This window comes from Mucilaginibacter auburnensis (assembly GCF_002797815.1).
Taxonomy (GTDB): domain Bacteria; phylum Bacteroidota; class Bacteroidia; order Sphingobacteriales; family Sphingobacteriaceae; genus Mucilaginibacter; species Mucilaginibacter auburnensis.
The window spans coordinates 650,852-669,034 of sequence record NZ_PGFJ01000001.1 but is presented as its reverse complement, the minus strand read 5'-3'; the positions used below and the strand labels follow the sequence as shown (position 1 = coordinate 669,034).

The following is an 18,183-nucleotide window of genomic DNA, read 5'->3' as shown; positions in this document are numbered from 1 at the left end:
GTAAAGTTAGCCTTTTTATTGAAGTTGCAACAAATTAAGTGTTAAATATACACTAATCAATTACTTCCATTTACATGCCGATAGATTTGGTTTCCTTCAGCACGGCTAAAAGCGCATCCAGCTTTATAGGTTTACCCAAAAAATCGTCCATCCCGGCATCATAGCAATCTTGCTGATGTTCTGTTATCACATTCGCGGTCATGGCTACTATACGAGGTTGCACTGTGTTGTTCGTTCTAATATACTTGCTGGCGGTTAATCCATCCATTTCGGGCATTTCTATATCCATCAGTATGAGGTCAACCTCCTGTTTGCTTAAATGCTCAATAACTTCCAGCCCGTTTTCTGCCAAAACAGGTTGATAACCCAATCTATCAAGAACCTTCAAAATAAGCATTTGATTCACCTTATTATCTTCGGCAACAATTATTTTAAGAGGATGCTCAAAAGCAAAGTCTTTATGTAAAATGGACTTTGTTTTAGCGGCAGGAATGGTATTTTTTGATATACATTGCAACAGTGCTTGTGCCAAAACGTACTGCCTTACCGGCTTAGTAATTATTGCTGCAAACGCGGCTTTTTCTTCTCTTTCAAACTCAGCACCTGCCTTTGCCATTAACACCACAGGCGTAGCAGGCTCAACAGCTTTTGCAGCAGCCAAAATGCGCTCTTGCCCTTGTTCGGGCAATGTTGAATCCAAAATAATAATTTGAAACCGTTTACCCTCATTAATAATATCAAGTGCGAGGTTGACACTATTTGCAGGATGAACCACTGTATCCAAGGCGAGCAAACGCGCGCTTAATGATCTTAAAGCAGTGTCATTATCATCAACCAGCAAAATGTAAAGCCAACGTAGCGCCGACATATCAGGGAGGTCAGCATGTTGTTGTAGGGCCACAGGATAGCCACATTTAATATTGAACTTAAACGAAGTTCCTTTTTGCGGAAAACTTGTAACGGCAATATCCCCGCCCATCAGGTTAACTATCTGTTTACAGATCATCAAGCCAAGGCCTGAGCCACCATATTGGCGCGCGGTTGACGTTTCAGCCTGGGTGTAGGCATGAAACAAGCGGGGTAGCTTATCAGCAGATATACCTATGCCTGTATCTTTTACCTCAAATTCCACTTCGGGCTTATCATTTAGTAAAGATAAAAGCTTTGCACTAACTACAATTTCTCCCTGTTGCGTAAACTTTACCGCATTACCTATCAGGTTGATCAATACCTGCCTTAAACGTAAGCTATCAGCATGTAAATAAACCGGTATTTGCTCATCAATTTCATATAATAGCTCAACATTAGTATTGGCTACTTTTACAGCGAATAGGCTTAATACATCTTCAATGGTATTACGCAACAAAAAGTCATGGTGGTCAAGTACCATCTTGCCCGACTCAATTTTTGAGATGTCCAGCACATCGTCAATAACACTTAACAATGCCTCGCCACTTTGTATAATGGCATTGGTGTATTCACGTTGTTCGTCGGTTAGGTCGGTTTCTTTTAACAGCGCGGCCATACCCATTACCCCATTCATGGGTGTGCGTATTTCGTGGCTCATGGTAGCTAAAAACACACTTTTTGCTTCGTTGGCATTTTTGTGCCTGAAAGCATCTAATTGCTTGCGGTAAATGACAATTAAAAAACAAATAACAATGGTGAATGAGCACATCATGGCCGCAATCACCAAAACATCAATATTGTCTTTTAGGTCGTTCATAGATAATAGCCCACAAAAACAGCAGATACATTATTAAAACAAATGTACCATGTATGTTCCATATTATCAGTTTTACACCTTTTGCGGCGTGTTTTGATATCACATTTGAAAAGATAAACTGAAACAACGAACTACAAAAATAGATCATAAAGCCCGATGCTACCAACCTCCCGCTGCGCTTTATTAACTGCTGATTTTTGAAGCCGCTTTGCATAGCTAAATAAGCTGCCGTGAATACTATTACAATAATTGCACCCAGCGGCCTTGTATAAGTATTGAACTCATAAATGCTCTGAAAAAAGCTGAAGTTAACAATACAAATAACAGGAAAAACTATCATGACCATCTTTATCCATCTGCTTACCAGCCCTTTGTCAAAAGCATAAAGATAGTACAGCATTATGGTTAACACTTCTGCAACGGTATATAAATGTAAACCTGGTAAATTATTAATACCAAACCCGGCCAGTACACTTCCTGTTACGTTGAAAACAAACGAAGTGACTAAATAGATCAGCAACACGCGTAATGGCTTGTTTATCCCATTATATAGAAACAAGCCCGCTATAACCGGAACTAATGTAAACGCAGGTATAAAATACCCCAGATAAAGCCTCGATAAAGACATGACCAGCACTACTTATTTTCTTTCAATTCCGGTAAAAAGCGGACTTGTAACATCGCAAACATCAGGGCATGGAGTTGTATAATCATACACATTAGAGTTTCCGGCAACAGTGTTTACTTTGCCATCATCACCTATATATAGTATATCTTCACCAAAAGGTTTTACATCACTGGCACGTACAAGTACCATTAAAAATGTCACCTCATTTTTAAACTGTTCGCTAAACTCGTCATTAAGCGTAAAGTAGGCACGAACGCCGGCAATGCTTTCATCGGCTTCACATTGCTTAGCCATAGACATAATGTCTTGCTTCGAAATGTAAACCGCCTTAGGGATCATTTTATCGTCAGCTTCGGCAGTTTTACTTTTCATAAAGTTTCGCCAATTGGTTGTGCGCTCAATGGCTTCGGGGATCGGAATAATTACGCGGGTCTCTGTAGGCAATTGATTTTTTGAGGCCATGGTCAATAGGTTGTGGGTTGATTAATAAGGATTTCTGAATTTTAAAAAATACAGACGTAAGATAATTGATTTTTTGAAAAGAAACCCGTTCAGATTCAACAAAACCGCCAGCCTCTAAAAACCAGCTTTTTAATGCGTTAAATTGACGCTGCTTTAGGCTTTTGGATGATGGATAGCGCCTTTATATGCTATCCTCGTTTTTAGTTCCTTTCAACAAAGCATAAATAGCCATGCTATGGCCGTGGCCCAATTCAAATTCATCTTTTAACCAGCAGGTAATATCACCTGCTTTAGCAACAAGTTCTCCGTTTTTAGTAAAGCCTTTTTGTTCTGCAATAGCGCGGAAGTCTGCGGCGTCTTTACCTGTTTTCTCTTTGATAGTTTTTAAGTAGGCTTGGAATGACATAGTTTTTATTATTTGATTCTTTCAAAAATAGCTGCGGAAAATTATAACAACACAGCCGCTTTGGACATTTTTAAGGGGACATCAGGACATAATTTAAACAAAACGGCAGAACCCATCTTCATAAGCTCTGCCGTTTGATATATATAATAGTAGTTTTTACTTTTTCGCCGTGTAAACATTAGCAACGCCCGGTGTTGGCATAGCGCTGGCTACCTGTGCCCCAACCTCATAATTTTTTGTTAAAGCCGAAGTGAGCGTAACACCGCTGCCTGATACCTGCACACCTGCCGGCTGCGCGTTTTTAAGCGGAGCGGTTAACGTAATAGAACTACCCGGCGCATTAGCCGCCGGAGCGCCAAAGCCACGGCGAGCCGCTGTAACGGTAGCAATAGTAACTGTTTCGGTAGTAGCACCACTGCCTATGGTTATGGCTTGGCCTACAGTAAAACCGGTAACAGAGTTTACCGGAAGCGTAGTAGCGCCAGCTTCAACGGCTGTACTTGTGGTAGCAGCGCCGGTTGTACCTATGCTGGCTATGGTAATGGTCTCGGTGTTTGCGCCTGCACCTATCACCATTTTCTGCCCAACCGCCAAATTAGCAATGTTGGCTACCTTGATGTTATTAGAGCCGGCAGTTACAGGCGCAGCAAGCGCAACTACATTTTGTACAGAAAAATCGCTGCAATTGCTGTCGTTATCATTACCATCAGGATAACGGCCTACGCTACGGTTAGTAAAATCAGTAGCAGAGGCCCTTGCCGGTTGCGGGCGCGCGGTGGCCCATGGCAATACCACAATACAGCCGCCTTGCGTTTGCTCACCCTCTAAAGTGGCTATTTCTGTGCTGGCAACAGTTCCGTTAGCGCTTGAGTTGCTCTGCTGCGAGCCATACACCATACCGTCAACCAATACCTTGCCGCTCGCATCCGTTAATGCTATAGAACCCGCGTTGTTACTAAACGGTATGCCAAACCACTGATTAGGCTGCGGACCCTGGTATCCAAACATCGTATCGCCAGTATGATGAACCGGGGCGCCTTCAGCATGTGCCTTAGCCAACGAATTATTTAATGTGATGCCACTACCCAAAGCGTGAACCAGATCAGCACTTTTGTGGGCGAAACGTGTAGCAGGCGTAAAGCTGATACCTGTACCCGGGGCAAACACATCAACATCGGCCATATGATCGCGTTGCAACGGTGCTTCCAGCTCAACTTCGCCACCTGCACCCGGTGCCGCGCCGCGGGCAGGTGCAGTGTATAAATTCACTATCCTTTTAACCTTTACTTTTTCAACGCGGGAGCCTGTGTTAATGCTTAACACATCACCAACGGTCATGTTAGCATTGTCGGTAACCTTAATGATTGTTTCTCCGGCTTTGGCAGCTACCGATAGGTTAGTTTGTATGCCTGCCTTTCCAACTGCGGTAACAGTGGCTACTTCGTAATTGCCTCCCATATCAATACCTATTTTCTCACCAACTACAAAACCTGCCGCGCTGGTAACCGGTAGGTTGGTCGAGCCTACAGGCACTATTAACCTTGTTGAAGTTGATACCGGGATATAAACGGTTGTAGCCGGAGCAGCCGCTGTACCTAATTTTGATATCCGTCTTGTTTCGCCATCTACGTCCAATATTTGTCCTTCTGATAACCCGTCAATGCTTTGCACGTTGATAACCATATCGCCTGCTTTAACAGGCGCTACCAGTCCTGATGTAGCAAGTCCTAATACATAAAATCCTTTAGCGGCTATTTTTGTTCCTGCCGGAATGTTGCCCAGGTTAACAGAACCTAACTCACTGCGGGTGTTAATGAGTTTCCAGTTTGAAATATCTACAGCAGCATCAGAAGAGTTATACAGCTCAACAAACTGGTTGGTGAGGTTATTACCTGTACCAAACCGCACTTCGTTAATTTTTACAGGAAACGCCGAGCGAACACGCTGAGTAGTTAAATCGGTTTTCACCACTGCATTGTTATTACCTTTCCACTCGGCTTTTGCAGATAAGAACGCTGCCTGAGCAGTTGCAGGCGCGGTTACCTTAAAAGTAACGCTAACCGTAGCTCCCGCCGGAATTGGATAAGTAAATGTTTTTGATGACCCGGTGCCGCCATTAACGGTTGCTGTCCAACCCGTAAGTGGTTGTATACTTAGCTTTACGCCATTAGCAATTGCACCCGTAGTGTTGGTGAACTTAACGGTAACATCCTGAGATGATCTCGGCACAAATGTTTTAACGCGCGATAGGCTTAACATTTCAACATCATATTTAGCGGCTACTATGTTGGCCTGTACCTTATCAGTAGTAGCCATGGTAGGGTAGCCCTTGGTCATTACGCCCTCATAAAAAGTACCTGATGAGCCTGCGCCATTATCACCGCCATTACCCAGCAAAACCCCTCCTTTTTTGTTCATAGGATAGTAGGCGTTACTGCCCGGCGTACCGGGACGAACACCATCATAATAAGTTGTTAAACCGCCTTGCTGTGCATTGCCGCCACGCAGATCCCAGCGGTTACCCCCGCCGCCGTCAACAAAAGCGCTTACAAATCGCCAGGAGTCAATGCTTGGCACATCGTTCTTTTTGGCATTGTAACCCGAAAATAAACCGGCTTCCATATCAGCCATTATCCACGGACCGGTTCCGCTACCGCTGCCCCATGCTGTTGAGGTACCGTAGTAAGTGGTCTCCATAGTACCCGTACCCACCGCGCGACTGTTGGTTGATGAGTTACCATAATCAAAGCAGCAACCGCTATCAAAATGCTTTCCGTTAATTACATAATAAATGCCTTCGGGCTCATCATTAATAGCTATGTCGCGGGCATTGTTGTTACGCAAACCCATCCCCGGCATAATAAATACACCATATGCTTTATGGCCGCTAATGGTTACCGGAGCCATATCAGCAATCGGCAAGGCATCATAAGCGCCTTTTTCCGGTCCTTTAAAAGTTCCGGGAGGCGCTTCTACCAAATGGTTGCCTTTGCCCGATTGGTCATAAACGGTAGTGATACGGCAAAGCGATGTAGCGCAAAAAGCATCCTGCGCAGCGGCATTGGCATATCCGCCGGCATCGGTTGCGGTTGCAGACACTACATTGATATCAAGCGTTTTACCATCCGATTCGCGTTTTACCTGATAAAGCGGACCGTTATATGCTTTATACAATGCCCTTGTTGTACTGTGTGCCACAACACAAGGGGTACCGCCATTGGCGTAAATATCACAAGCACCTTCTGGGCGCTGCGGTGCAGCCGTTTTAGCGCCCGACATGGCCATAACCAGTAAACTTGCGGGTAATGCCAACACAGCAATTTTTAAGCTTGTAAGCCTGTTGTTTATCTTCATTTTTATTCTTGGTGTAAATTAGGGTTTATATGCCTGCATAACCAGGGTTACGCAGCTTAAGTTTCTGCTGAAAAGATTTATAATGGCACTAAGTTATTACAAATTTATAAAGGTGGCACTCAACTTTTTTATCCAAAAAAGACTGTTTCTTATCCTTCCATGATGAATAACGACCTTAATAGTGTTGAAACTAATTTTTTTATTAGAAGTAGGTTATCTACTGAATGGTAGCATTTTAGTTACGAAACATGGATAGTTGTTAAACCTGCATCCATAAATTTTTATATTTGAGTGTAAACTTAATGATATGGCCAGTTATAACCTTAATGTAAACGGAAAAACCATGACCGTTGAAGCCGATCCGGATACCCCAATGTTATGGGTGTTACGTGATCATTTAAACCTGGTAGGTACCAAGTTTGGTTGTGGTATTGCACAATGCGGCGCCTGTACCGTTCATCTAAACGGCGAAGCTATACGCTCCTGCCAGTTGCAGGTAGCATCTGTTGGCAACAACAAAATAACCACCATTGAAGGCTTGAGCAAAGACGGCGATCATCCGCTGCAAAAAGCCTGGGAAGAAATTGATGTTGCGCAGTGCGGTTACTGCCAGGCTGGCCAGATTATGGCGGCGGCATCGCTTTTAAAGAAAAAACCAAAACCAACTGATGCCGATATTGACGCTACCATGAATAACATTTGCCGCTGCGGTACACATTACCGCATACGCAAAGCCATTCATTTGGCAGCCGAGAAAGGAGGGGTAAGCAAATGATAGATCAAAAAGTATCCAGAAGAGATTTTGTAAGGATCTCCTCAATAGCCGGTGGCGGTATAATGGTTGGCTTCAACATGGTAGGCGGAACCGCCAGCGCTGCTGCCGATGTTGTTTTTGAGCCTAACGCATATGTGTCTATCAATACAAAGGGTGTGGTTACATTGATGTCGCCCAACCCTGAAATTGGTCAGGGCGTAAAAACGGCATTGCCTATGATATTGGCAGAGGAGCTGGAAGTAAAATGGGACGATGTGGAAGTGGAGATGGCTCCGCTTAACCAGCAAAAATACGGACAGCAAATTGCGGGCGGAAGCGGCGCGGTGCGTGGCCGTTACATGCCTATACGTACAGCAGGTGCAACTGCCAAGCAAATGCTTACAACAGCTGCCGCGCAACAATGGGGTGTGCCTGCTGAAGAATGCTATGCAGAAAATGCAACCATTATTCATAAGCCTACTAAAAAGAAATTATCATACGGTGAGCTGGCTGCCAAAGCAGCAACACTGCCTGTACCCACCGACGTTAAGTTAAAAGATCCGAAAGATTTCAAGATAATTGGTACCCGTGTAGCCAATATTGATAACCATAAAATAGTTACCGGACAACCTTTATATGGCATTGACACCCGCAGACCGGGCATGTTGTTTGCCGCTGTATCTCGTCCGCCTGCTTTTGGCAAGGTGTTAAAATCATTTGATGATACCGAAGCACGCAAAGTTAACGGCGTTAAAAACGTGGTTAAAGCCGGTAATGTGGTTGCCGTGTTGGCCAACTCAACCTGGGCAGCTAAAAAAGGCAAACTGGCGCTTAAGGTGGAGTGGGAAGACAAAAGCAAACTGGAAAGCTCTACCGAACATACTGCCGCATTCACAGAGCTCGTCAACAAAATACCTGAAAAAGCCGGAAGAAATGATGGCGATGTTGAAGCGGCTTTAAAAGACAGCAACAATAAAATTATTGAGGCCATTTACGAAACACCTGCACTATCACATGCCAACATGGAGCCGCTTAACTTCTTTGCTGATGTTAAAAATGATAAAGCCGAACTGTACGGCCCAACTCAGGTGCCGGCAAATCTGCGTTCGTCAGTAGCTCGTGCTTTGGGTATCCCCGAAGCTAATGTTACCCTGGCTATGCCAAGGCAAGGCGGTGGTTTTGGCCGTAAACTGCAGCCGGATAACGGTGTAGAAGCAGCATTGATCTCGCAGGCGGCGAAAGTTCCGGTGCAAATGCTTTGGATGCGCGAAGACGATATGCAGGGAGATTTTTACCGCCCGGCATCCATGTTTAAATACCGCGCAGCTGTTAGTCCCGATGGTGAAATTGCCGCGTGGCACTTAAATGGCGTGGCTTTGGCTAACAACCGAGCCGCCGCCCCTGACGGTTTCCCCGCAGCAAGTATTAAAAACTTCAGGGTTGACAATCAGAATATACAAAGTAATATACAAACCGGTCCGTGGCGTGCGCCTACAGCTAACGCTGTTGCTTTTGCCGACGAGAGCTTTTTAGATGAATTAGCTCATACTATGAAGAAGGACCCGGTTAAACTGCGACTGGAACTACTTGAGAAAGCTAAAACCTCGCCTAACGGAAGGGTAAGTTACGACCCGGTTAAGTTTAAAAGCGTGATAGACCTGGTTACCGAAATGAGCGGTTGGGGTAAAACCAACAAACCTAACGTTTATCAGGGATTCGCATCGCATTATTCATTCTCAACCTACGCCGCGCACGTGGCTGAGGTTACCAAAATGCCTGATGGACACTTGCGTGTTACCAAAGTTTACAGCGCCATTAACTGCGGTCGTGTAGTTAACCAAAGCGGTGCCGAGAACCAGGTGGAAGGTGCTATCATTGATGGGTTAAGCCATGCTTTATACAGCAAGGTTACTTTCAATGAAGGTGCTGTCGAGCAAACCAACTTTCATACTTACCGCTTTATGCGCATGAAAGACGCGCCTATTGAGGTGGTAGTGAAGTTTGTTCCATCAGAAGATGCGCCAACCGGTTTGGGTGAGCCCGGCCTGCCGCCAATTGCCCCTGCTGTGGCCAACGCCATATTTGCGGCAACAGGCAAAAGGTACAGAAAGCTACCTTTTGAATTAACATAATTTAAGAGCAAACCAATAAGCACAAAAAAAGCGATGGATCAACCATCGCTTTTTTGTTATGTTATAAAATCACTACTCGGTTTTGCTGATCTTTTTATAAGATACAGAAGCCGGTTTAGGCGATTTCTTACTCAGCAGACCACCAACCAAGCCTTTCGCTTTATCCCAAATGTTGCTTATAGAGTCGCTTGATACATAGTTTGACGCTTTTTGCGATGCTAAACCAACCAATGCCTTCATGATAAAACCTGAACCTTTAAACAGGGTTTTGTTTAACACCAATGGTATGATAAACCTCGACAGAAAACCAACAAAATCCTGTTTGGGTTTTCCGTGTTCATCTTTATCAGACGAACCACCGCCAAGCAAACCTGCAACGGTAGACATGATGGCTGTAGGACTGCTAAAGTGCTGCTTTAGCTGTATTTGTTTCTCCAACCTGTCCTGTTGCAGTCTGAATATTTCGGCACGCAGATCGCTGCGGTTTCTTATTAGCGTATTCATACCTTATTCGTTAAATATTTTGGTGATCATTTTATCGGCAATCGAATTTTTAATTGCCTTACTGCTAAGCGAGATGATAAGTACTAATAAAAGATACAAACCTGCAACGCAACCAAATCCTGCCCAAAAAGACTCAAGCACTTCTGATAGATAAAAGCCTAAAGTAAAGCTGGCAAACAGTATAAGGAACAACGCCAAAATGCCCAGCGTTGCGCCAACTATTACTGATGCTATTACACCCGAGCTACCGTCAATTGCCTTATACTTGGCAATTTTGATCTGTAGCTCTATATATTCTTTAATTTGATCAACAATTGATTGGGATTGCGTATCCTTTTGGTTTTCCATAGGTATAGTATTAGCCGGACGATTCATCATCATCCGGACGTTGTTTTGAGCCTAATGGGCTTTATTAAACCTCAATTGCTTACGCGTGTTCCAGGTCGTCCTGATATTCTTCTTCAGCGCCCTGAACTTTGCTTTTCAAATTTTCAACTATTTTATCTTTAAAACCTACCAGGTTATCAATCTCGGCGGCGGCAGTTTCTTTGATAGAATCGCCAAGGTTTTTCAATGATTCTGCCAGCTTATCGCGGGTTTCATCTCCTTTGCTTGGTGCAAATAATATTCCAAGGGCAGCTCCTGCCGCTAAACCGGCGAGCAACGCAACAACTACTTTTGTGTTATCTTTCATAAGATTGGTTATTTAAGTTGAACAATTCTGTTTTATAACGACTAAATACCTTGCCAAAATATGGCTGGTGAGTTATTTTTCTTTGAATTTAGTTAAAAAAAGCGCTTTCCGTCAAACTAACTTTATTCAGCTGTTCAGTAAACTGTCCATGTGTCAGGTCACACCTCATCTTGTGTTGACTGTATGCGCTCCAGTCTGTCGGCAGCCATGCGGTTAGTTTCATATATTTCTACCAGCAGCAAGAAGTAAGAAAACAACAGCGGACCAAAAACCAAACCCAATATTCCAAACAATGGCAAGCCTATAAATACACCTATCACAGTAATAATAGGGTGAGTGTTTGATACGCGCTTATTGATGATCATGCGCAGAACGTTGTCAATATTGCCTATAAACAATACACCATAAAGCAGCAGTATAACACCCTTTACCGGATGCCCTTGTGCATACAAAATAACGGCTGCAGGTATGGTTAGTGTTGGCGCGCCTACTACCGGCAAGAAAGATATAAAAGCACCTATCACTCCCCAAAAAATGGGGTCGGGTATACCAAATATCCAAAAGCCGTTAGCCAGTAAACCGCCCTGTACTACAGCTATGAGCCCTTGCCCTAATACATTTGAATAAGTAGAATTGCGTAGCTCCTGCGCAAACTTTAAAGCGTACTGTTCACGAAAAGGCGCGTACTTTAATAAACCCGCTTCAAACTGCTTTATCTGCACAAACATAAAGTACATTAAAAAGTAGCACACCAATAGCAGTAGGAAAATATTAACTACACTACCAATAATCGATGGAAAAAGATCTGTTGCCAACGTACCTAATTTTTGAACGGACTCTTCGGCAAAGTGTGGTTTTCCTATAGTTTTGCCGGCAAACTCATCAATTTTTACCAGCCACTCCTGTATCGGAAAGTTTTTAGTGTTGAGTTCTGATATTTTACCTATTACCATAAGGCTGAGCGCCAAAAATGGCAACACTATCACAACAAACGAAAATACGATGATCAACACTGCAGTGAAGGGCTTGTTCCAGCCTTTTTTTTCAACCAGGTACAAGTATATTGGACGGAAAATAGTGAAGAGAACAATAGCGCCCAATATGGCGCTGAACAAACCACTTAACGCGTATAATATAAAGCAACCCAATATAATTATGCTTACCAGAATTATAAGGTTGCGTTGTTTGTAGTTAAAGATTGACATGCAGCAAATTATATAAGCAAAACAAAGATGCGCCTAAAAGTTTTTAGAGCTTACTTATAATTTACGCCCTGCTAAACAATATCTTTTAACAGGGAATCAATTTTTGCAGCGCTGGCAGCAATAGCATCTATACAGAACTTCACATCGCCTGTTGTTTCACCAAGGTCATACTTGAGCGAGTCTAAAGCCAGGTGAATATTTGAAAGCTGATTTTTTATATCATGTTTAAGTAAACGCAAAGCATCAACATCAATGGGTTGCTTTTCCATTTACTTTAAATTAATTGCTTTCATTTTATTGTAAAGCGTTTTTCTGTCTATTTGCAAAATTTCTGCAGCCTTGGTTTTATTGAAGTTAACCTCACGCAGTACTTTCAGTATGGTTTCGTACTCCGCTTCAAGCGCGGCATTTTTCAGGTCGTGGCGCGGCTCTTTAACCGCGGCAGTTTGTGGCTCAGCGTTACTTTGCAACTGCCCGAAGTCGACCACAGGCATGCGGTAGTTTGAAATCTCCAACGGTAACGATTTAGTGGTTATTTCAGGGCCTTCGCTAATTAAAGCGGCACGGCGTACTATGTTTTTCAACTCGCGTACGTTACCCGGCCAACGGTAATTCATAAAGCACTCAACCGCATCAGCCGAAAACGTAGTTACATTTCTGCCCAGTTCTTTATTTGCTTCTTCTAAAAAGTGTTCGGCCAATAAAATAATATCATTTCCGCGCTCGCGTAAAGGCGGCATATAAATACCAAACTCGTTAAAACGGTGATAAAGGTCTTCGCGAAAGCGGCCTTTCTGAATACCTTCTGTCAGATTTTCATTTGTAGCCACTATAATGCGTACATCCAGATCGATCTCCTTTGTACTGCCTATTCTTTTCACTTTACGTTCCTGCACGGTTCTTAACAAAGCAGCCTGGATCTCATAAGACAGGTTGCCAACCTCATCTAAAAACAAGGTACCACCATTAGCCATTTCAAAATGACCAATTTTTGTAGCGAAGGCTCCTGTAAATGAACCTTTTTCGTGCCCAAAGAATTCGCTGGCTGCCAGTTCCTTTGTTAACGAACCACAGTCCATGGCAATAAAAGGCTGATTATGTCTGTTACTATGCAGGTGTATACTTTTGGCAACCTCTTCTTTACCGGTACCGCTCTCGCCTAAAATGATAACGCTGTAGTTGGTAGGCGCTACCAATTCTATCTGCCGGTAAAGCTCTTTTGATGCCTTACTTGTGCCTACCACAAAGCCTGAAAGGTTTTGCTTTTTGTTAACTTTTGTAGCAACAGGCGCGCGCTCTTCGGTTTCAACTAAAGCATGGCGGGTTTCAATAGCTTTAGTAATGGTATTCAATATCTCGTCCGGATAAAGTGGTTTTGTAATGTAATCATACGCCCCCATCTTTATCAGCTCAACAGCCATTTTAATATCTGAGTAGCCGGTTATAATAATAACGCCCGTTTTAGGATACTGCGTTTTTATCTTTTTCAGCATCTCTCTTCCATCTGTATCCTCTAACCTGAAATCACACAAAACGAGGTCAAATTCCTCATTTTTCATGATCTCCATGCCACTGTTACCGTTTGATGCTGTACTTACATCAAAACCGTTACGGGTTAGAAACTTTGAAAGCAATAATGCAACATTAACTTCATCATCTATGATGAGTATTTTTTTCATATCGGCTTTGGTTAAAGTAGGCAGATGTACTAAGGTGTTAAATTACGCAAAAAACGCAATTATCACAGTTTTTTACAAGCAAAAACTTGACAATTAACGCCTTTTAGAGCTAAAATGTTTAAACTAAAAAAGGGGAACGCTTTTGAGCATTCCCCTTTTTACGGTAGATGTTTAGTTTTAGTTACTTGGTATCAAACGCGTAAGCTAAACGCAAGCCTAAGAAATTAACTTTGCTGTCATTAAACGCAGTGTTAAATTTAGTGCTGGCCTCGTAACGGATACCTGCGTCTAAATAGCTTTTGTTACCTACAGGGAACTGAACACCAACTTGCGGAGCCCAGATAAACGCTGCTGATTTGTCAAAACCAACATCCTTTTTGTTTAAAGCAAATCCGGCACCGGCTTCACCCTGAATATAGAAGTTACTTACCGGGAAGAATTTCAAACCACCTTTAACAGGCAATAACTGAATGTTAGGTATTGATACACCGGCAACATCTTTACCAAAAAGATTGTTGTAACCTGCGTTTACAGTAACAAATAATTGCTCTGCAACCGGGATGTCCGCTTGTACCGAACCTCCTAAGTTCCAACCGTGCGAATCATTTAATTTACCTGTTGGGATGCCTGTTTCAACACCAACGCTTAAACGAATACCATTTGATGTAGTAGTAGATGTAGGGGCGGTTTGTGCTTTAGCGGTATAAGTTAAACCGGCAAAAGCCAATACTAAAGCTGAAATTTTTAATGTACTTTTCATAGTTGTGATATATTAAAATTGTTGTGCGTTTTTAAAACACGGAGCAAATTAAAGCAACAAATGATATATGATTTCTCATGGAAAAGTCACGTTTAATCAATCGATTGATTGACAGCATTTTAATTTTTGACCGATTGAGAATTTTAGTCAGCTTTGTGTAAAAGTTGTTGTTTTGTACGCTGATTTTTTATTACTAAAATTATAGTTATAGTGAAACTTTTTTTGCATTTTAGCTTTTTAAGCCTATCATTATGAAATCTGCTTTTTTGATATTACTTGTTTCTCTCGCCTTCTTACGTTTTTTTGCAGAAAGACCGGGCATCGTGGGTACTAATCCTACAGTATCTTATTTTAAAACATACCCTTTAGCAATTGACACAAATCAAATTGTTTGGTTTGAAGGCAAGCCTCTCCGTTATTACCAGTATATTAAACATCTAAAAACAGGTAAGTATACCATTATCACCAAACTTGATATTAATAATCGCGATGCTGGGGAGGATGTCAAGGAGTTGATAAAACTGACTGACAGGCAATTAGGGCATTTAAAAATGGATTCTGCATCAATACGAAAACGTATAGCCGACTTACTTTTTAAACCATCAATGATGTCTTTTAGTCAATTGGATACTAACATTACAATTTATCATAACAACATACCCTTAAGATATTACCAATACATGCCTATTCTATTAACAGGTAAGTATTTGGTACAAATGGATAGCGGTAGAAGATCAATAATCGAGCTTTCCGGCCCGACACTGCAATATTTAAATAAAGACAGCATAAGCATTAATAACATGATAGTTAACTGGTTAAGCCGGGCCGACAGAATTGTTGTTGAAAAAGCCAAACGCAGATTATATATAGAAAGAAACGGCAAACGCTTATTTGATTTCCCTATTCAATTAGGTAAAGCTCCTGTAGGGCATAAACTAAAAGAAGGAGATGGGCGTACGCCGGAGGGTATTTATTACTTAGATTATAATGTTAACTCGTATGCGTCCTATCATTTAGGGTTTCATATCTCTTACCCTAATGCAGATGACATTGCGCGCAGCAGTAAACAAGGTGTTAAGCCTGGTGGAGATGTTATGATACATGGAACCAGTGCGGCCCGAGCCAAGTTAAAAGATTGGACCAACGGCTGCATTGCTTTATCAAATGCGCATATTGATACATTGATGAAGTATTACCATCGCACTATTCCGATTGAGATACGTAAGTAGTAAAGTGCTGTTTTAATTGCCGAATATCTTTGGCGTTTGTTTTGCCAGGCAAACCGAAACGCCTGCAGAAGTTATTATAAAACGTTTATGTACAACACGATTTTTGAGCATGTTTAACTTAACCAACAAACACATGAAAAAATCAACAGTAGTTATCGTTTTCCCAAAGGAACCGTTAGCCCGCCATGCTAAACAGTTGCGTGGTGGGTTTATCGGCCCATAAGCGGGCATCAATAGCCATGCAAATGTTACGCAGGTATTGTTTGCCAATGGATGTAACGGTTAATTGGGTTGAGTCAAACACTACCAGGCCGTCATCAGATAGTTCTCCCAATCGGTCGAGGCTGTTATAAAAATCGGCAAAGGGCTCTTCCAAAAAGTTCCAATCGGTTTGGCCTTTGCACATAATGTTGAGCATATGCCTGCGGATGATGAGGTCCTCGCGTGTAAGAAAATGGCCTTTGAAAACCGGCAATTCATTATGCTGCAACAAGGTTAGGTACTCCTCAACTGTTTTAACATTTTGGGCGTAGCCTGTCCACGAATCGCTTATGGATGATACACCTAAACCAACTAACAATTGGGTGTACTGGTGGGTGTATCCCATAAAATTGCGGTGCATGGTCCCTTGTTTATCGGCAACAAAAAGGCTGTCGGTAGCTAAAGCAAAGTGATCCATGCCAACCTCCATGTAGCCCATTTCAACAAACATATCGCGGCCCAACTTATAAAGCTCGGCTTTGGCCGTAGCATCGGGCAGGTCTTTCTCAGTAAAGCGCCGCTGGCCGGGTTTTATCCATGGAACGTGGGCATAGCTGTAAAAGGCAATACGGTCGGGCATTAGCTCGCCAACTTTTTGTATGGTTTCGGCAAGGCCATCTAATTGCTGTAATGGCAGGCCGTATATCAAGTCGAAATTAACAGACGTATAGCCAATTGCGCGGGCATCATCGGTAACCTGTTTAACCTGCTCAAATGTTTGTATGCGATTGATAATAAACTGTACCCGCGGATCAAAATCCTGTATGCCCAAACTTAACCGTCTGAACCCTAAATTAAACAAAGTAGCCAGGTGTTCATGTGTGGTATTAGCGGGGTGCGCCTCAAAACTAAACTCAGCTTCCGGGTGAACGCTGCTGTCTTTTAACACTCCTTTTATAAGCTTATCCAGATTCTCCGCGCTGAAGAAAGTTGGGGTACCGCCACCCAGATGTATCTCTTTGATGATGGGCTTATCGCCAAATAGTTCCCTGTACAATGCCCACTCTTTCAATACAGCATCAATATATGGTTCCTCAACGCTATGGTTTTTGGTGATGCGGGTATTGCAGCCACAGTAGGTACAAAGGCTCTCACAAAACGGAAGGTGTATATATACACTGATGCCATCGCGCTGGTTGCTGCTTTCAAAGGTTGCATGTACGGTATCTTTCCAGTTTTGTTTATCAAACTCGCCTTTATCCCAGTAGGGTACAGTGGGATAGCTGGTGTAGCGCGGAGCGGCTACGGTATATTTTTCCAATAAGTTTGGGGTACGCATAATTTAGGGTATTAGTTTTTGTTGACCACGTCTTTTGTAGCAGCAGAACAGTTCTTGGCACAAACACAAGCGTTGCCAACGCATTTTAGCTGTTGCCACAGGTCGAGGTTTTTGATGGTTTGCGCGGCTATTTCCTGTAGGGCCTCACGGGTAAGGTAGCCCTGATGCGGTGTTACCAATACATTAGGATGGTTGAGGAGTTGGGTCAACAGCTCATCTTTATGGCTGTCCTGCTCGTGGTCTTCAAAGAAAAGGCCGCGCTCGTGTTCATAAACATCTATTCCGAGGTAGCCAATCTTGCCATTGTTGAGGGCGTCTAAAACATGCGCGGTATTCAGTATAGCGCCGCGCGCGATGTTGATCAGCATAACGCCATCCTTCATCAAAGCAATGGTTGAATCGTTGATTAAGTGTCGGGTTTGCTCATTTAAGGGTATGTTGAGCGAAATAACATCCGACTGCATCAGTAGCTCATCCAAGCTTACTCGTTCTGTTTGTGTAGCAATTGTTTGGTCAACATCATAGCCTAATATCCGGCATCCAAAACCCTTAAAAAGATCTGCCGTAACCGCGCCTATATGACCGAGGCCAATTATGCCTGCGGTCTTTCCGTTCAGGTTGAAGCCAATCAAATTATCCTGTTTAAAATTAAAAACGTGACTGTGCTTGTCAGCAATAGTTATACGCCTGTTAAGTGAAAGTGCCAATGCCAGCGTATGTTCGGCAATAGCCTGGGGTGAGTACTCAGGAACGTTAGCTACCTTTATGCCGTTTTGTGCTGCAGCCTGTTTGTCAATATGATCTGTACCAACAGAGCGCGTGGTGATAAATCTTACGCCGAAGCCGGCCAGTTTTTCAATAATGTTTTTGGAAACATCATCATTGGTAAAAACTATCACGGCATCTTTACCGGCAGCAAAACCCACGGTCTCCTCTGTTAACGCGTTTGATATGAGCGTTATTTCGTGCTTCTTCTGGTTCGCTTTTATAAGGAACTCCTTCTCGAACGCCTGTATGCTGTAGGCTACCACTTTCATCTGTTTTGCTTTTTCTACAAAACTATTCAAGCGGCAACGCCCGCACCATGAGGGTTATCAGCAGAAAAAGTGA

The 18,183-nt window shown here is 42.9% G+C and carries 17 protein-coding genes; 3 read left to right on the top strand and 14 right to left on the bottom strand.

Annotation, left to right across the window (positions count from 1 at the left end):
* Positions 1–70: 70 nt before the first annotated feature.
* The 5 genes from CLV57_RS02900 to CLV57_RS02880 form a co-directional block, all read right to left on the bottom strand.
* Positions 71–1,726 (bottom strand): response regulator, encoded by a 1,656-nt coding sequence (locus CLV57_RS02900; protein ID WP_100339852.1) that lies wholly within the window; start codon positions 1,724–1,726, stop codon positions 71–73.
* The gene (locus CLV57_RS02895; RefSeq protein ID WP_100339851.1) at positions 1,701–2,354 is read right to left on the bottom strand and encodes a hypothetical protein; all 654 of its coding nucleotides are present in this window, start codon (positions 2,352–2,354) and stop codon (positions 1,701–1,703) included. The genes CLV57_RS02900 and CLV57_RS02895 overlap by 26 nt, the downstream gene beginning before the upstream one ends.
* A 12-nt stretch (positions 2,355–2,366) precedes the next feature.
* Positions 2,367–2,816, bottom strand: coding sequence for a hypothetical protein (locus tag CLV57_RS02890; protein ID WP_100339850.1), 450 nt, complete (start codon positions 2,814–2,816; stop codon positions 2,367–2,369).
* A gap of 181 nt (positions 2,817–2,997) precedes the next feature.
* Complete coding sequence (locus tag CLV57_RS02885) at positions 2,998–3,222, bottom strand: DUF4287 domain-containing protein (RefSeq protein ID WP_100339849.1); 225 nt, start codon at positions 3,220–3,222, stop codon at positions 2,998–3,000.
* Between the two features lie 156 nt (positions 3,223–3,378).
* Positions 3,379–6,576: an arabinofuranosidase catalytic domain-containing protein gene (locus tag CLV57_RS02880; RefSeq protein WP_211290019.1), complete on the bottom strand. Its 3,198-nt coding sequence runs from the start codon at positions 6,574–6,576 to the stop codon at positions 3,379–3,381.
* Between the two features lie 307 nt (positions 6,577–6,883).
* Here CLV57_RS02880 and CLV57_RS02875 point away from each other — a divergent pair, with 307 nt between their 5' ends.
* Together CLV57_RS02875 and CLV57_RS02870 are read left to right on the top strand one after the other, a co-directional pair.
* On the top strand, positions 6,884–7,351 hold the full coding sequence (locus CLV57_RS02875; RefSeq protein ID WP_100339848.1) for a (2Fe-2S)-binding protein: 468 nt from the start codon (positions 6,884–6,886) through the stop codon (positions 7,349–7,351).
* Positions 7,348–9,462 carry a xanthine dehydrogenase family protein molybdopterin-binding subunit gene (locus CLV57_RS02870; RefSeq protein ID WP_100339847.1) on the top strand — a complete coding sequence of 705 codons (2,115 nt, stop codon included), beginning with the start codon at positions 7,348–7,350 and terminating at the stop codon, positions 9,460–9,462. Before CLV57_RS02875 ends, CLV57_RS02870 begins: the two co-directional genes overlap by 4 nt.
* 72 nt (positions 9,463–9,534) lie before the next feature.
* Here the strand turns inward: CLV57_RS02870 and CLV57_RS02865 are convergent, their stop codons facing one another.
* The 7 genes from CLV57_RS02865 to CLV57_RS02835 all read right to left on the bottom strand — a co-directional run bounded on the left by CLV57_RS02865 (position 9,535) and on the right by CLV57_RS02835 (position 14,304).
* A complete protein-coding gene (locus CLV57_RS02865; protein WP_100339846.1) occupies positions 9,535–9,966 on the bottom strand; it encodes a hypothetical protein in 432 nt (143 codons plus the stop codon).
* A gap of 3 nt (positions 9,967–9,969) precedes the next feature.
* Positions 9,970–10,314: a phage holin family protein gene (locus tag CLV57_RS02860; RefSeq protein ID WP_157799051.1), complete on the bottom strand. Its 345-nt coding sequence runs from the start codon at positions 10,312–10,314 to the stop codon at positions 9,970–9,972.
* Between the two features lie 79 nt (positions 10,315–10,393).
* Positions 10,394–10,660, bottom strand: coding sequence for a YtxH domain-containing protein (locus CLV57_RS02855; protein ID WP_100339844.1), 267 nt, complete (start codon positions 10,658–10,660; stop codon positions 10,394–10,396).
* A 158-nt stretch (positions 10,661–10,818) separates the two neighbouring features.
* On the bottom strand, positions 10,819–11,865 hold the full coding sequence (locus CLV57_RS02850; protein ID WP_100339843.1) for an AI-2E family transporter: 1,047 nt from the start codon (positions 11,863–11,865) through the stop codon (positions 10,819–10,821).
* A 71-nt stretch (positions 11,866–11,936) separates the two neighbouring features.
* Positions 11,937–12,134, bottom strand: a complete 198-nt coding sequence (locus CLV57_RS02845) for a hypothetical protein (protein WP_100339842.1) — start codon at positions 12,132–12,134, stop codon at positions 11,937–11,939.
* Positions 12,135–13,544 (bottom strand): sigma-54-dependent transcriptional regulator, encoded by a 1,410-nt coding sequence (locus CLV57_RS02840; protein WP_100339841.1) that lies wholly within the window; start codon positions 13,542–13,544, stop codon positions 12,135–12,137.
* Between the two features lie 181 nt (positions 13,545–13,725).
* Positions 13,726–14,304, bottom strand: a complete 579-nt coding sequence (locus CLV57_RS02835) for an outer membrane beta-barrel protein (protein ID WP_100339840.1) — start codon at positions 14,302–14,304, stop codon at positions 13,726–13,728.
* Positions 14,305–14,555: 251 nt separating this feature from the next.
* Here CLV57_RS02835 and CLV57_RS18530 point away from each other — a divergent pair, with 251 nt between their 5' ends.
* Complete coding sequence (locus CLV57_RS18530; protein WP_211290018.1) at positions 14,556–15,533, top strand: L,D-transpeptidase family protein; 978 nt, start codon at positions 14,556–14,558, stop codon at positions 15,531–15,533.
* 175 nt (positions 15,534–15,708) lie between these two features.
* On the opposite strand, the gene hemN is transcribed toward CLV57_RS18530, so the two are convergent.
* Together hemN and CLV57_RS02820 are read right to left on the bottom strand one after the other, a co-directional pair.
* Entirely contained in the window at positions 15,709–17,073 is a 1,365-nt protein-coding gene (gene hemN / locus CLV57_RS02825; RefSeq protein ID WP_100339839.1) for an oxygen-independent coproporphyrinogen III oxidase, read from the bottom strand.
* A gap of 11 nt (positions 17,074–17,084) precedes the next feature.
* Complete coding sequence (locus tag CLV57_RS02820) at positions 17,085–18,140, bottom strand: 2-hydroxyacid dehydrogenase (protein WP_245856842.1); 1,056 nt, start codon at positions 18,138–18,140, stop codon at positions 17,085–17,087.
* Between the last annotated feature and the right edge of the window lie 43 nt (positions 18,141–18,183).